This is a genomic window from Vitreimonas flagellata (assembly GCF_004634425.1).
In the GTDB taxonomy this organism is placed as follows: Bacteria; Pseudomonadota; Alphaproteobacteria; order Caulobacterales; family Aquidulcibacteraceae; genus Vitreimonas; species Vitreimonas flagellata.
In genome coordinates this window covers 98,532-112,920 of sequence record NZ_SBJL01000005.1, presented here as the reverse complement: position 1 = coordinate 112,920, position 14,389 = coordinate 98,532, and the positions used below count along the sequence as shown (strand labels likewise).

The 14,389-nt window shown below is 63.9% G+C and carries 12 protein-coding genes; 2 read left to right on the top strand and 10 right to left on the bottom strand.

Annotated elements, in window-relative coordinates; all coding sequences use genetic code 11:
• Positions 1-4 precede the first annotated feature (4 nt).
• The 3 genes from EPJ54_RS18515 to EPJ54_RS18505 all read right to left on the bottom strand — a co-directional run bounded on the left by EPJ54_RS18515 (position 5) and on the right by EPJ54_RS18505 (position 3,222).
• Positions 5-766 (bottom strand): ABC transporter ATP-binding protein, encoded by a 762-nt coding sequence (locus tag EPJ54_RS18515; RefSeq protein ID WP_135213259.1) that lies wholly within the window; start codon positions 764-766, stop codon positions 5-7.
• The gene (locus EPJ54_RS18510; protein WP_135213258.1) at positions 760-1,893 is read right to left on the bottom strand and encodes an ABC transporter permease; all 1,134 of its coding nucleotides are present in this window, start codon (positions 1,891-1,893) and stop codon (positions 760-762) included. The genes EPJ54_RS18515 and EPJ54_RS18510 overlap by 7 nt, the downstream gene beginning before the upstream one ends.
• Before the next feature lie 126 nt (positions 1,894-2,019).
• Positions 2,020-3,222, bottom strand: a complete 1,203-nt coding sequence (locus EPJ54_RS18505) for an MFS transporter (protein ID WP_167755837.1) — start codon at positions 3,220-3,222, stop codon at positions 2,020-2,022.
• Between the two features lie 134 nt (positions 3,223-3,356).
• On the opposite strand from EPJ54_RS18505, the gene pip reads away from it, so the two are divergent.
• A complete protein-coding gene (gene pip, locus EPJ54_RS18500) occupies positions 3,357-4,343 on the top strand; it encodes a prolyl aminopeptidase (RefSeq protein WP_135213256.1) in 987 nt (328 codons plus the stop codon).
• Positions 4,344-4,403: 60 nt separating this feature from the next.
• Here pip and rodA read toward each other — a convergent pair whose 3' ends face one another.
• The 5 genes from rodA to EPJ54_RS18475 are packed head-to-tail and all read right to left on the bottom strand — an operon-like array spanning position 4,404 to position 10,302.
• Positions 4,404-5,555 carry a rod shape-determining protein RodA gene (gene rodA / locus EPJ54_RS18495; protein ID WP_135213255.1) on the bottom strand — a complete coding sequence of 384 codons (1,152 nt, stop codon included), beginning with the start codon at positions 5,553-5,555 and terminating at the stop codon, positions 4,404-4,406.
• Entirely contained in the window at positions 5,552-7,546 is a 1,995-nt protein-coding gene (mrdA, locus tag EPJ54_RS18490) for a penicillin-binding protein 2 (protein ID WP_135213254.1), read from the bottom strand. Before mrdA ends, rodA begins: the two co-directional genes overlap by 4 nt.
• Complete coding sequence (locus tag EPJ54_RS18485; RefSeq protein WP_135213253.1) at positions 7,543-8,067, bottom strand: hypothetical protein; 525 nt, start codon at positions 8,065-8,067, stop codon at positions 7,543-7,545. Before EPJ54_RS18485 ends, mrdA begins: the two co-directional genes overlap by 4 nt.
• On the bottom strand, positions 8,064-9,224 hold the full coding sequence (locus tag EPJ54_RS18480; protein ID WP_135213252.1) for a rod shape-determining protein MreC: 1,161 nt from the start codon (positions 9,222-9,224) through the stop codon (positions 8,064-8,066). Before EPJ54_RS18480 ends, EPJ54_RS18485 begins: the two co-directional genes overlap by 4 nt.
• Before the next feature lie 31 nt (positions 9,225-9,255).
• On the bottom strand, positions 9,256-10,302 hold the full coding sequence (locus EPJ54_RS18475) for a rod shape-determining protein (RefSeq protein WP_135213251.1): 1,047 nt from the start codon (positions 10,300-10,302) through the stop codon (positions 9,256-9,258).
• Positions 10,303-10,662: 360 nt separating this feature from the next.
• Between EPJ54_RS18475 and EPJ54_RS18470 the strand changes: the two genes are divergently transcribed.
• Positions 10,663-12,210 (top strand): S1 family peptidase, encoded by a 1,548-nt coding sequence (locus EPJ54_RS18470; RefSeq protein ID WP_167755836.1) that lies wholly within the window; start codon positions 10,663-10,665, stop codon positions 12,208-12,210.
• 14 nt (positions 12,211-12,224) lie between these two features.
• On the opposite strand, the gene EPJ54_RS18465 is transcribed toward EPJ54_RS18470, so the two are convergent.
• Together EPJ54_RS18465 and EPJ54_RS18460 are read right to left on the bottom strand one after the other, a co-directional pair.
• Complete coding sequence (locus tag EPJ54_RS18465; RefSeq protein ID WP_135213249.1) at positions 12,225-13,541, bottom strand: PQQ-dependent sugar dehydrogenase; 1,317 nt, start codon at positions 13,539-13,541, stop codon at positions 12,225-12,227.
• A gap of 60 nt (positions 13,542-13,601) precedes the next feature.
• Complete coding sequence (locus EPJ54_RS18460) at positions 13,602-14,360, bottom strand: TVP38/TMEM64 family protein (RefSeq protein WP_135213248.1); 759 nt, start codon at positions 14,358-14,360, stop codon at positions 13,602-13,604.
• Positions 14,361-14,389: the final 29 nt, after the last annotated feature.

Here is a 14,389-nt window from a genome sequence, read left to right as displayed (position 1 = left end):
GCCTCTACCCTCCCGCACTGACGCCGGCATGCGCCGCCCGTCCACGCGGTCCAGAGAAATATTCCTTCACCCAACCTTGGGCGTTCGCTGTGATTTCCGGGATCGTGCCGATCGCGGCGACTTTGCCGCCGTAAAGCACCGCCACCCGATCGCAGATCGCGTAGAGCGTATCGAGATCGTGCGTGACCAAGAACACGGTGAGCCCGAGGGAGCGCGCGAGGTCTTGCGTCATGCGATCGAAGTTTTCAGCGGAGATCGGATCGAGCCCCGCCGTCGGCTCATCCAAGAACAGCAATTCCGGATCGAGCGCCAGCGCCCGCGCCACAGCCGCACGCTTGCGCATGCCGCCGGAGATTTGCGCCGGTTTTTTGTGATGCGCGCTGGAATCGAGCCCAGCCATCGAGAGCTTCAGCGCCGCGATTTCGTTGCGCAGCTTCGACGAAATCTTGTGCGCGTGCTCGCGCAAGGGTGCGGCCACGTTCTCCAGCACTGTCAGATTTGAAAACAACGCGCCGTCCTGGAACATCACGCCCAAGCGCGGCTCGATGCCTTGCGCTTCGTGATAGGGAAAGCTGATCTCGCCCTCTGTCGGTCGATCAAGCCCCGTGATCTCACGCAGCAGCACCGACTTGCCGCAACCGGACGGGCCAACGACGCCGAGAATTTCGCCACGGCGCACGTCGAGGTCCAGCCCGTTGTGCACGGTCTGGCGCCCGAAGCGGGTGACGAGTCCCCGTACGCGGATGGCGATGTCCTCGCTCACCAATCCATCTCCAGGAAAAAGAGCGCGAACAACGCATCGAGCAGGATGACCATGAAAATCGCCTGCACTACAGACGTCGTCACGCGCTTGCCAAGCGAACCAACGTCGCCGCCGACGGAGAGCCCCTGCTTGCAGGCGATCACCGCCAACACGATCGCAAACACAGGCGATTTCACCATGCCGACCCAGAAGTGCTGCGACGGCACCACTTCGGAAATGCGCGCAAAAAACATCGCCGGGCTCACGCCGAGCGCGGACCAGCACACAAGCAAGCCGCCAAAAATGCCCGCCATCGTCGCCGCGAACGTCAAGATCGGCGTCATGATCAGCATGGCGATCACCCGCGGCGCGACCAGCGCATCCATGGGATCGAGCGCCATGACGCGCATCGCGTCGATCTCCTGGCGCATCTTCATCGCGCCAATCTCAGCGGTAAACGCGCTATTGGTGCGGCCCGCCAGAATGATCGCGGTGATGACGACGCCGAATTCGCGCATCATCGAGAACGCGACCAACTCAACAGTGAACACCGAGGCGCCGAAATCGCCAAGAATGCGCGCGCCCAAATAGGCGACGACCAGGCCGATAAAGAACGACAGCATCACCACGATCGGCAACGCGTTGAGGCCGGCGACCTCCATGACGTGCACCAGGGATGTCCAGCGAATGCGGCGCGGTTCAACGATCTGGCGACCGAGCACCACGAGCGTTTCGCCGAAGAAGCTCACCGTCTCTATGATCTCCTCGCCAATCGCGGCCATGCCCCGACCGACGATTTCGAGAAAGCCCTTGAGCCCTTCGGGATGCTCGGGTGCGGTGAGTTCGCCGCCGTAAGATTTACGCGCCGTCGCCAAAAGTCTCTGCGCGTTTACGTGTTGGCCGCGAATGGCGATACGTGCGGTGTCGCCAGCGGCGCTCTCGCGGAAGGTGCGATCGATCAGATAGGCGCCAGCGACGTCGAAGCGGCCAAGCGCGCTCACATCAACCACCGCGCCAGATTTTAATCTTTCAGTAAGCGCGCGCAGGTCCGCTTCCGCGCTGGCGATGGTGTCCACCGTCCAATCGCCGCTCAGCGCCAGCACAGGCGCGCGGTCATCCTCGCGGAAATCAAAAGTGGCCGCTGCGGCCATACGAAATGCGTCCCTCGAAAGCTTTCTGCTCGCCGAACGATAAGGGCTAACAGAAAATATAAGGCAAAGAAGCCGAAGGCGCTTTGAGGGCGAGGGTTCCCTCAAGACGCGAAATTAGGCCGCAAACTAGCCTTGTGTGGCGTTTTTGACGCGCGGCGCGGGGTTGAGGAGAAGGAGCGCCAGCGCTCCGCCGGCCAGTACGATGAGCGCCATCGCCCAATAGCCCCGCGCGCCTACCGCATCGTAGAGGACGCCCGAAAGCAGCGTCGAGGCGCCGATCAGGATGCCGCCGGAGAGCGCCGCGTAGAGCGTCTGCGCCATCGCCGCCTGCGCCTCGGGCGTGTCGCGATGGAGCAAGCGCATGACGCCCACATGTGCCGCGGCAAAGCTCAGCGCATGCAACGCTTGCAACGGCCACAGCGCCCAACCGGTCGGCGCAAAGCCCATGGCGATCCAGCGCAACACGCCCCCGCCCGCACCGGCGATGATCATCGTCTCGGGCGAGAAGCGTCGCTCGAAGAAGCCAAGCGTCCAGAGAAACGCGACTTCGACCGCGACGCCAATTGCCCACAAGAAGCCGATCGTTTCCGCTGACACGCCCTGCCCGCGCCAAACGATCACGGAGAAGCCGTAATAGAAAGCGTGGCCGCTCTGAATGAGACCGCAGGCGAAGATGAGGATCAAGAAGCGCCGCGTCCGCAGCAGCTCAATCAACGCCTTGAAGCGATCGGACGAGGCGACGATCTGATGCGACGATGGGTCGGGTAGCAGTGCGGTCCAGGATGACACGACCACGGCCGCGAGGCCCGCGAGCACCCATATGACAATCGCGCCAACGCCAAACTGTGCGACGACAAAACCACCGGCGACGTTCGCAAAGATGAATGCGACCGAACCAATGCCCCGCGCCACGCCATAATTCATCTTGCCGCTCGCCGTCGCGCGCAGCGTCGCCGCTTCAATCAGCGGCACCAAAGCCTGCACGAGCGAGAGCGCCAGAAAACCCAGCGCCAGCAATTGCCAGAAGCCGTCCGCCAACAGAAAGAACGCCGCGTAGGCCGCGATCGCGGCAATCGCCATCAGCCGAAATGGCGTGCGGCGGTCGGCGACACCATCCGCCCAGAACGCAATCGCGGGCCCTGTGAAAATCCGCGCCAGCTGCGCCAGCGACAGCACAGCGCCGATCTCAGCGCCCGAAAGCCCACGCTCCACTTCCAGCCAGCGCGGCAGGAACACCAAAGTCACGCCCGTGGTGGCAAACAGGCACGACATCACCAATGTCACCCGCGCGGCGCGGGAGCTGAAAATGGAGGCGGTCTCGGCGCTCACGCGGGCGGCATCGATTCTTCTGGAGGTGCGCGCAAGCGGTAGCATTGCATGCGCGCGCACTAAAGAGACGAACGCGCAGCCTTATGTCGCTGGCTGCGCTTGCGATCCGGCGCTTTGGCACGTAACCAAACGTCATGTACGGCCAAACGCCCCCGCCGCGGCGCGACCTCTATCCGCCGCTCGAAGCCGCCAAGAGCGAAATGCTCAAGGTCTCGGACATTCACACGATTTACGTAGAAGAGAGCGGCAATCCGAAGGGCTTGCCCGCGATCGCACTGCATGGCGGTCCCGGCGGCGGGCTTTCGCCGGAAATGCGCCGCTTCTTCGACCCCAAGCGCTATCGCATCGTGATGATGGATCAGCGCGGCTGCGGCCGCTCTATGCCGCACGCGGAGCTGCGCGAAAACACGACGTGGGACCTGGTCGCAGACATGGAACGCGTGCGCGAACGCTACGGCATCGACAAATGGCTCGTCTTCGGCGGCTCGTGGGGCTCAACGCTAGCGCTCGCGTATGCGGCCCAGCACCCTGAACGCGTCGCTGGCCTCGTGCTGCGCGGCATCTTTCTGCTGCGCAAAAGCGAGATTGATTGGTTCTACCAGCAAGGCGCCAGCAACATCTTCCCGGACGCGTTCGATCGCTATGTCAGCGTCATTCCAGAAGTCGAGCGCGGCGACCTGCTGCAGGCCTTCCACAAACGCCTCACCTCGCCTGATTGGGAAACGCGTGTCAAAGCCGCGCGCGCCTGGTCGCGCTGGGAGGGCGAGACGATCTCGTTCGCAGGTCCAAGCGCGCTGCCCTCGCGCTTCAACGAAGATCGCTTCGTCGAAGCCTTCGCGCGCATCGAAAACCATTATTTCGTCAATGACGGCTTCTTCGAACGTGATGGCTGGCTGCTTGAGCAGGCGGCGACACGCTTGCGCCACATCCCTTGCCGCATCGCCCACGGCCGCTACGATATGTGCACGCCGGTGAGCAATGCGTGGGATTTGAAGAAGGCCTGGCCCGAAGCCGAACTCGAGATCATCGCCGACGCCGGCCACTCCTCGCTTGAGCCCGGCATCGTGGATTCGCTCATTCGCGCAACGGATTGGATGATTGATAAGGGCAGTTGGCAGTAGGCAATGGGCGATGGGTCGAAAGCGTCCTATTGCCTACCGCCCAATGCCCACTGCCTCAGATCACCAGAGCCAGCCACGCGCGCCGTGCTGATCGCGGTGGAGGTCGACGCTGAGCACAATCGCGAAGCCCGCCAGCAGCGTCATCATCGCCGTGCCGCCGAACGAGAGCAGCGGCAGCGGAATGCCCACGACCGGCACCAAGCCGATCACCATCGCCGTGTTGATAAAGACGTAGCACGCCAATGTCGCCGCCACGCCGCCGGCGGCCAGCTTCCCGAACAGCGAGCGCGCTCGCATGGCGACTTGCATCGTGAGCCCCAGCAACGCAGCAAAAAGCCCGAGCACCAGCATGCCACCCACTAAGCCAAACTCTTCCACGATCATCGTGAAGATGAAGTCGGTGTGCTTTTCCGGCAGGAAGTCCAATTGGCTCTGCGTGCCTTGCAGATAACCGCGTCCGAACAGGCCAGCTGAGCCAATCGCGATTTTCGATTGCAGTACGTGATAGCCGGCGCCGAGCGGGTCGTCCGTGATACCCAAGAACACGTTCACGCGCTCGCGCTGATACTCGTGCAAGATCGAGGTGTAGGCGAAAATAGCGCCGCCCACCGCCACGATGGCGCCGGCCGCAATAATCCGCCAAAGCAAGCCGCCGAGGAACATGATGCACACGCCAGCGAACAGGATCATCAGCGCCGTGCCCAAATCCGGCTGGTGCATCACGAGCGCGACGGGCGCGGCGATCATCAAGAATGGCGGGATCACCCAAAGCACGGTGCCCGTGCGGCGCGCATCGAGCTGGTGATAATAGCGCGCCAAAGCCAGCACGATGCCGATCTTCATCAGCTCCGACGGCTGCAGTGATAGCGGCCCGATATCGAGCCAACGCTGCGCACCCATGCGCGTGGCGCCGAACAATTCCACGCCGATCAGCAACAGCAACGCGCCAGCATAAAGCGGATAGGCAATCGCCAGAAAGAACCGCGTGTCGAGAATGGCGGCGGCGACAATCACCGCTGTCATCATCACGGCGAAGCGAATACCGTGCGACAGCGGCATATCCGTCCATGCGCCAGACGACACTGAGAAGTGCATCAACACGCCGATGAAGGCGAGCGCGCAAAGGATCGTGATGATCCCCCAATTCAGCTTGGCGAAACGATCGAAGATCGTGTTCGGCCCGCCGCCGGACAACACATTCGCGGTCGTCATGCGTTCCTCGACAGGTTTTCTTCGAGCTGCGCCAAGCGCGCCGAGGGCCTGCGCGAAGGATCGCGCAGCAGCGTCGCCCTCATCACCTCCTTCGCGATCGGGCCGGCCACGGCCGAGCCTGCCCCGCCGTGCTCGACCACGACCGCGCACGCGTAACGCGGCTCATGCCAAGGCCCAAAGCAACAGAAGAGCGCGTGATCGCGATACCTCCATTCGATCGTCGAATAATGGCGTCCGCGATTGTTGCCGAGCGCGCGCACCTGCGCGGTGCCAGTCTTGCCTGCAATCTGCACCGGCTGCCATGCGCTGTTCTCCGGCGTCTTCATCACCGCCGCGCCCGTTTCCGGATGGCGCACCAATTCAAGATTGCCGGCGCGCAAGGCCGTGCCGCCCGGCTCGTTACAAACGCCGTACATGCCGTCGCGCACCCGCGCGAGGTATTCCGCCTCAACGCCGCTCATATGCGGCGGTTGCGGCGGCTCGCGCACGCCTGGCGCTTCGCGCACCAGGCGCGGCTCAACGGCCAATCCGTTATTGCCCAAGCGCGCCGCCATCACCGCGAGCTGCAACGGCGTCACGCCCATCGCGCCTTGGCCAATGCCGTAATTGAGCGTCAGACCGCCGGTCCAGCCTTCGTTGCGGTTTTCGCGCCACCACGTCGGATCCGGGATGAGGCCGCTACGAACATTCGGCACGCTCACATCAAAGTGTTGGCCCAAGCCGAACTGGCGCGAAACGGCGGCGATGCGCTCTGGCCCTGCCTGCAAAGCGGCCTGATAGAAGTATACGTCGCACGACCACTTGATCGCGTTGTGCAGATTCACGCGTCCATGCCCGCCGCGCGCCCAGCAATGGAAGGTGCGACCGCCATAGGGATAGGCGCCCGAACAGCTTACCGACCAATCGTCTGAGATGCCTGCTTGCTTGGCTGCAATGCCGACGATCATCTTGAAGGTCGAGCCCGGCGGATAAACCCCGGTCACAACCTTATCAAAGAGTGGCTTCTTCTCATTGAGATTGTAGCCGTCGAAATCGGCTTGGCCGATGCCGTTCACGAATAGGTTCGGATCGAAGCCAGGCGCGGACGCCATCACCAACAGATCGCCGGTATAAATATCCATCACGATCGCGGCGCCGGAATGTTCGCCGAAATTCTGCATCGCCGTGCGCTGCAGCTCGTGATCGATCGTGAGCACCACGCCAGAGCCGCGCACCGGTTCCTTGCGCTCCTCGACGTCCTCGCCCATCTCAACGCCGCGCGCGTTGACGATCACCTTGCGCCAGCCCGCTTCGCCGTGAAGCGTCTGCTCCATCGTCGCCTCGAGCCCAGCTTTGCCGACGCGCACGTGCGGATTGCGCAGATAGGTGGCGCGGCGCTCGCCTTCGGGCGAGCCGTCTTCCAAGACACGATCAATGTCCCGCTGCGTCGGCTTCTGCACGTAACCGATCGGGTGGCCATAAACGATGTCGTACGGATAGGCGCGCACATCAACAGAGTTCGCGATCACGCCGCGCAATTCCGGCAGGCGAACATTGATCGCGTTGAACTGTTCCCAATTGAGCCCTTCGAGGATCGGCACCGGCTCATAACGCTGGCCGCCACGCACCTTGATCACCGCGCGTCGCGCCCATTCGGCGCTTTGGCCGAGGATCTGGCCAACACGGCCAACCACGTCTTCGAGATCTTCCACCTCGGAGCGTAGGATCGCGACTTGGTAATCCTTGCTGGTCTGCGCCAACACGACGCCGAAGCGATCGTAGATCACGCCTCGCGGCGGCGCGATAATGCGCGTGTCGAAGCGATTTTCATCAGCGGCGGCGGAATATTCCCGGCTGATCAGGTTCGTCGCCTGCAGCTGCGCCATGCGGAAAAGGATCGCGCCGAGCACGCCCGCGCCCACGAACGAGAGTAACGCCGCGCGGCGCGAGAAAATCACGTTCACGTCGCGCTTCGGCAACGTCGAGCCGACAGTCTTGCCGCGCTTACTCATCGACGGCCTCCCGGCTGCATACGCGGCGCGCCCGTCGCACTCATGTAGAGCGGGCGCACCAACGGAAACAGGATTGCCGTAATCACGGCGGTTTCGGCGTACATCGCCACCGACACGTTACGCCCCAGCGCGAGCGGCGCAACCAGCCAAGCCACACCAATTGTGAAAAGCGCCGTGGCGATAAAGCCGCCCCACAGCGACACCAAATTCGGCGCCGACATCGCCGCCGACGCGATGCGGCCAATCAGATAGGCCGAGAGATAAATCGCGACGAACAAGCCATACGGGCCACCCGCGAGTTGATCGTGCACGAGGCCGAGCACGGTCAGCGTCAGCGGCGCACGCCACCCGCTCTCGTCTTCCGCAGCCCAACCATAAGCCGCCCACAACACGGCGAGCGGAAACGGTGGCTGCGCAAAGAGTGGCCCGAGCGGCAACGCCGGCAGGATCACGCTCGCCACCGCGAGGACGAAGCCCCAAGCGCGCAACACGCCTCGGCTGGGCGCGCGGAAGAGGCTCACTCCGTCGGCCCCGTTTGTTGCGGCGGCTGTTCAGGCGCCGGCTGCGCAGGCGAAGGCGCTGGCGCGGGTTCGGTGCGTTGCGGCGCGGGCGTTGCAGGGCGTTGCGCCGGCGGTGTTTGCGTGGCTACCGGACGCGGCGCGGCGGGTTGAGGCAACGTGCTGGGCGCAGCAGGCGCGGGCGCCATCGTCTCGCGGCCGATCACGGCGACAGATGACGTCGCATTGAGCGGCGGGCCTTCATCGCCGGGCGCGGGTGTCTCTTCAGGTGCGGCCACGCCAACGAACGGGATCAGACGCACGAAATCGATCGGCTGTTGTGCAGCGGCGAGCGCAACACGCCACGAGCCATCCCCCTGCTGGCGCGCCACGCCAACGGAAATCCCGCGTGGATACAAACCGCCATCGCCAGACGTGATAATCCGCTCACCTTCGCGGAGACTTTGCGCGCCGACGATGAATTCAAGTCGCGGCGCCTGCAGCTGGTAGGGATAGAGCACCAATTCCGGCGGTCGCGTCGCTTGGCCTGCGAGCACGGCCCGCACCCGCGACGCTTCACCCATCACCGGAATGCGCGAATTGTAATCATCAAGCATCAGCACGCGCGACGAGCGCTGGCCGACCGAGACCACACGGCCGATCAAGCCATTCTCGTTCAGCGCGATGTAGCCCGAACGCACGCCGTGGTCAGAGCCGGCGTTCGCGACAAGTGTCCGGGTAAACGGCCCACCGCTATCGAGCACCAATTGCGCGGCGATCGAATTTTCGATGTCCGCGCCCTGGCCGAAGGAATCTTCGGGCATGCGCAGCAAGGCTTCGTAGCGCGCATTGCGTTCGGCCAATCGCTCCGCCAATTCGCGCCAGGCCAGCAGCTCACGGTTTTCGCGTTCGAGTTCTTCAACGCGGTCGTTGGCGCTCCACATGCCGCCGACGCGATCGAAGAAAGTCTCGCCCGCACGCGCAGGGCCCGTCGCCACACGACCAGCGGCGGCTGCGCCATCGTCCACGACTTGCTGCGCGCCGCCCTCGCCAGGCGTAATGCCGCGCTGCACGGCGACCAGGATCACCGCGCCCACGCCGAGCGCAATCGCCAACAAGACGCCCGCGGGGATGCGCCGCCCGCCGCCCGCACGTCGCACACTGCTTCTGCGTCTAGCCACGAATGGACGCCCTTTGCTTCAGCGCGCGAGCTTAGACTTCTTCGGTGAGGAGTCGGCGCGCTTCAGACGAGTTTATGGTTTCCAGCGCGATTCCGCAGCCTTTGACCACACAGCGCAGCGGATCGTCCGCAACCGAAACGCGGATCGAGATACGTTCCTGCAAAACCGTGTCGAGATTGCGGAGCAACGCGCCGCCGCCGGTCAGCATCAGGCCGTGATCGTAGATGTCCGCAGCCAATTCCGGCGGCATTTGCTCGAACGCTTGGCGCACCGCATCGACGATCCGTGTCACGGGTTCCGCAAGCGCATCGGCCACCATCGCTTCAGTGACCGTGATTTCCTTCGGCACGCCCGAGAGGTTGTCGCGCCCCTTGATCGGCATCGACATGCCTTGGCCGTGATCCGGCGCCTTGGCGGTACCGATTTCCTTCTTGATGCGCTCGGCGGTCGAGTCGCCGATCATCAGATTTTCCTGGCGACGCAGATATTGGATGATCGCTTCATCCATCTTGTCGCCCGCTTCGCGCAGCGAGCGCGACCAGACGAGGCCGCCCAACGAAAGCACGGCGATTTCTGTCGTGCCGCCGCCGATATCGACGACCATGCAGCCCGACGGATCGTCGATCTGCAGGCCTGCGCCCAACGCGGCCGCCACAGGCTCTTCAATCAGCTTCACGCGGCGCGCGCCTGAGGCCTGCGCGCTTTCCAGAATGGTGCGGCGCTCAACCGGCGTCGCGCCCGTCGGCACGCAGATCACGATCTGGGGCGAGATCAGCGCCGGACGCGGCAGCACCTTGCGGATGAATTGCTTGATCATTTCTTCGGCCACGTCGAAATCGGCGATAACGCCGTCGCGCAGCGGACGAATGACTTCCATGTTCCGGTGGGTTTTGCCGAGCATGGTTTTGGCTTCGGAGCCAACCGCGTAAACGACCTTACGGCCGCCTTCGTTGACGTACGCCACCACCGACGGCTCGTCCAAAACGATGCCGCGGCCCTTCACGTGGATCAGCGTGTTCGCGGTCCCGAGATCGATCGCCAAATCTGGCGCAACAAGACCGAACATATTGCCGAGCATGCCTATGAAACCCTCGCCGCTGAGTACCCGCCGAATCGGCCCTGAACAGGACTTAATGCGGCAAGCTTAACAATCTTGAGACGGCGGCAACCGTGTGGCTGCAGTGAGGGCGATGGGGCGCAATGCGCGTGGAACATTCGCATGCTCCTGCGTCCTGCCGCCGAACCGCCCCCGTCGCCGACGGATTGCACTTGCCGCGATGTTTAAGTCCGATGCAAGGGGCGCGCCGCGCGTCATCTCTTCGCCATGTTGATTGCGGCAAAGACACACCTGCCCGCCGGACTGGCGCGCGCGCTTGCGGCGACCGTTACGGCGCCAGATTATTTGGCTAAGGGATGTCGAGGCCCGGCGGGGATTTGCTTGATCATCAAGACGTTAAGATTGCTGGCCGCGGCTTTGTTCGTGGCCTTTGCGGTACCGGCGGCGGCGCAAACCAGCGTTGATGAAGCCGAACGCGGCATCGTGCGCGTCGTCGTCATCCTGCAAACCAGCGAAGGCCGGATGCTTTACGGCTCCGGATCGGGCTTCGTGGTCGGGCCAAATCTGGTTGTCACCAATGCGCACGTGGTCGCTCCGGCGCGTCAACGCGCCGAATATGGCGTCGCCATCGTGCCGCCAGAGGGCGACGGGCTCATTCCCGCGACGATTATCCGGTACTCACCGCTTTCTGAATTGGCGCTGCTCGAATTCCGCGGCGGCCCGGATTTGCCCGCGCTGACGATATCCACAGTTGAACCGCATCCTGGCGATGGCGTCGTCGCCCTCGGCTACCCGGATGTGGATTACCAGGGCACGACCGGCTCGGACCTGCTGCGCCCCTCGCCGCCCTCGCGCACCTCCGGTCAAATCGCCTCGCTCCGCGACCGCGCGCCCACTGGCGACGAAATCCCGACCATCAACCACCAGGCCGTCATTTCCTCCGGCTCCTCCGGCGGCCCGCTTTTGGACGATTGCGGTCGCGTCATCGGCGTCAATTCCTGGCACGTCTCAGGACAGGACACGCGCGAGACCCGCGGCGTCTCCACCCGCGCCAACCAATTGCTCCAATTCCTGGACGAAGCCGGCGTCACGCCGACTTTGAGCGATGAACGCTGCCTCTCCTTTACCGAGCGGATCGAGGCCGAGCGCGCGCAGACGATCCAGGCGTTGCAAACCCAGAACGAAGAGCTCGCCTCCAAGCTCGAAACCGCCGACCGGCTGACGCGCATCGCCGTCGTTATCCTGATCGGCGGCACGCTGGCGCTGTTCGTGGCCGTCTGCGTGCTGGGCGCGTTCGTGCTCTCCACCCGCCGCCGCAACGGTCATGCGGCCGCAGCTCACCCGGATCAGCCCCAAATCCACCATGAGCCCGAGCCCTTCGAAGCCCCGCACCGCAAACGTCACGGCGTGCTGGCCATCATGGGCGCGGCGGCTGTCGCGGTGATCTTGATCGTCGCGGTCGGCATCGCGCTTCTGCGCATGGGCGGCGAAGGCCAAAGCGCGCAAGTGGCGATCGCACCTGAATTCACAGGCTCCATCGTCTGCACGCTCGATCGCGCCGCCAGCACCGGCGCGCAGGGCGTGTCGGACATGAGCTTCACCGCTAGCGGCAATCTCTGCGTCAACGAACGCACGCTCTACGCCCCGCTCGATAACGGCGCCCGCTATCGCCGCGCTATCGTGCTCGGCGAAGCGCGCGCGTTGGATGTGCTGACGATCAATCCAAGCAACGGCGAATTCCATCGCGAGCGTTACCCGCTCGATGACGCCGCCTTCGCCGCCGCCAACGAAGCGGTCTCAAGCTCGGTCGTCGGCCGCGGCTGCCAAGGCGATCCCCAAGCTGTCGCCACACGCAACGAAACGCTGATGCAATTCGCCCAAGGCGAACCCAGCCAACGCCTCATCTGGCGCTGCCAAGCGCGGAATTAGGCCCCGCGCCACTCTTATTGTGTCGGCGCGGCCGCTTCCGGATACGCGACGCGCCAGATGATGTTGCCGGCGTCGTCGGCCACCAATAGCGCGCCGGTTTGATCCATCGCGACGCCGACTGGCCGGCCCTGCGCTTGGCCGCGTGCATTAAGGAAGCCCGTCAAGAAATCTTCCGCGTCGCCGTTCGGGCGCCCGTTCGCGAACGGCACGAACGCGACGCGATAGCCCACCGGCTCGCTCCGATTCCACGAACCGTGCTGACCGATAAACGCGCCATTCCAATAGCGCTCCGGGAAGCCGTCGAAATGATAGAAGAACAGACCAAGCGACGCCGTATGTGCGCCCAGCGCATAATCCGGCGCGATCGGCTCGCGCAGGCGCACGTTCGGTGGAATCTCGACGCGCTCGTCGCGGTTCGCGCCCCAATAATAATAGGGCCAACCATAAAACGCGCCGTCCTGCACGCTCGTCATGTAATCCGGCACGAGATTGTCGCCGAGCATGTCGCGTTCATTCACCGCGACCCAAAGCGCGTTCGCATCGCCGCCGCTCCAGCCCATGCCGACCGGATTGCGCAAACCTGACGCAAAGATGCGCGCATCCGACCCATCCGGATTCATCTCCCAAATCGCAGCGCGGCCCTCTTCGATCTCCATGCCTTGATCGGCGATATTGCTGACCGATCCCACTGAGACATAAATCTTCGAGCCGTCTTCGCGCGCGATCAGATTGCGCGTCCAATGGCCGTTGGCGCCTTCATTGTAGGGCAACTCAAGCACCACCTCGCCGGCGCCTTCGACGCGCGTTGCGCCCTCGGCGTATGGAAAGCGCACCACGGCATCGGTGTTACCGACATAGAAATAGCCGCCGACCAGAACCATGCCGAACGGCTGGTTCAAATTCTCCGCGAACACGTGGCGCTCATCGACATCGCCATCCTTGTCGCTGTCGCGCAGCAGCGTAATGCGATCGGCGCTGACATCCGGCGCGCCGCCACGCCGCATCATCATGTTCGCGATCCAGCCTTCAATCCCGCCGCCACGTGACGGCGTCGAAGAGCTCTCCGCCACCAGCACATCGCCATTCGGCAGCGTGTAAATCCAGCGCGGATGCGCAAGGTCTTCGGCGTAACGCGTAACGACGAACCCATCCGGCGCAGTGGGCGAAGCGCCATCCGGCCAGCCCACGGCGCGCGGCACGTTGATCGTCGGCAAGCCCCCGCCCGCCGGCGCCGGCAATTGCGGATCAGGACCATACACCACATCGGCCGGCGGGGCGGGCTGTGCGCAAGCGGCGAGCGTAAAGGCGAGTGCGGCGAGAAGCTTTTTCATGCCGCGCAATCTAGAGCGTTTCCGGACGAGGTCGAGCGCGCACAGAAGGCAGACAGGCGTCTAGTCGCCGTTCTGCGGCCGCAGCCATTTGCGCACAACAACCGCCACAACGATCCAAAGCGCAATCGCCACCGCGCCCGCGATCGCGGCCGAACCCCATTCGCCTTCGAGCGCATCCATGATGCCGTCGCCTGCGAACGCGACGATCGCTGTCTTCGGCAACACACCCAGCGCCAGGCCGCCAATGAACGCCCAGAAGCCCACGCGCGCTGCGCCAAAGGCCATGTTCACCACCACGAACGGCGCGGTGGGCACAAAGCGCACGATCAGGCTGGCGAGAAACCCGTTCTTGCCCATAAAGCGCGTGAAGCGTCCCCCGGTCGCGCCGCCGAAGCGCTTCTGCGTGGCGCGGCTCGCAAAACGCCCCGTGTAATAGGTTGTGGCGCCCGAGATGATCGTCGCGATCCAAGACCACCAGAACCCCTCTTCCGGCCCGAACGCAACGACGCAGGCGCCGATCAACACAATCTGCGGCGCACCGACATAAGCGGTCAGCACAAACACGAGGATCGTAACCGGCAAACCCCAATGCGTGCGCCGCGCTTCGCCCAGCGTTCCGTCGATAAACGCCTCGATCTCGGCCCCGTAATAGAGCCGGCCCACGATCAGCATGATCGCCACCACGACCACCATGCCGATTGACATCGCCACCGCCCGCCAAGCGCGCGCGTCCATGTTGTTCACAAAATCAGAGAACTTGGCGGCCAAACCCTGCGGCGGCGCCTCGGGCTCAATCTGATCTTCTCGACGCTCGGTCATCGGCCCCGCCTCTCGCCTGCCGACGCGGC

Coding starts and splice junctions, on each gene's coding strand:
- EPJ54_RS18510 (WP_135213258.1), bottom strand. CDS start 1,893: ATGGCCGCAGCGGCCACTTTTGATTTCCGCGAGGATGACCGCGCGCCT.
- pip (WP_135213256.1), top strand. CDS start 3,357: ATGTACGGCCAAACGCCCCCGCCGCGGCGCGACCTCTATCCGCCGCTC.
- rodA (WP_135213255.1), bottom strand. CDS start 5,555: ATGACGACCGCGAATGTGTTGTCCGGCGGCGGGCCGAACACGATCTTC.
- mrdA (WP_135213254.1), bottom strand. CDS start 7,546: ATGAGTAAGCGCGGCAAGACTGTCGGCTCGACGTTGCCGAAGCGCGAC.
- EPJ54_RS18475 (WP_135213251.1), bottom strand. CDS start 10,302: ATGCTCGGCAATATGTTCGGTCTTGTTGCGCCAGATTTGGCGATCGAT.
- EPJ54_RS18465 (WP_135213249.1), bottom strand. CDS start 13,541: ATGAAAAAGCTTCTCGCCGCACTCGCCTTTACGCTCGCCGCTTGCGCA.
- EPJ54_RS18460 (WP_135213248.1), bottom strand. CDS start 14,360: ATGACCGAGCGTCGAGAAGATCAGATTGAGCCCGAGGCGCCGCCGCAG.